The 243-nt window shown below is 62.6% G+C and carries 1 pseudogene; it reads right to left on the minus strand.

Annotation, left to right across the window (positions count from 1 at the left end):
* Positions 1-243, minus strand: a pseudogene (locus CUZ56_RS15910) (hypothetical protein); the annotation flags it as partial.

The following is a 243-nucleotide window of genomic DNA, read 5'->3' on the forward strand; positions in this document are numbered from 1 at the left end:
CTCGAACGCAGCACCATATCCGTCGCCGAATCGAGAACTCCGGTTCCGCAATCGACCAGCAGCAAATTGTAGTGCTTGCGCAAAGTCTCCACGGCGATCCCGTATTCGGTGCCGGACAGCGCAGCGGTGGCATCGCTGTTCCACGGCGACGCGACAACCGCGAGATCCGCGGCATTGACCGCGGTATAGGCGTGGACGGAAGAAAACGAATCCAGGGCGTGGGAGGCCGTGGCGAGATCCCGC

Source organism: Saezia sanguinis, from assembly GCF_003991585.1.
Lineage (GTDB): Bacteria > Pseudomonadota > Gammaproteobacteria > Burkholderiales > Burkholderiaceae_C > Saezia > Saezia sanguinis.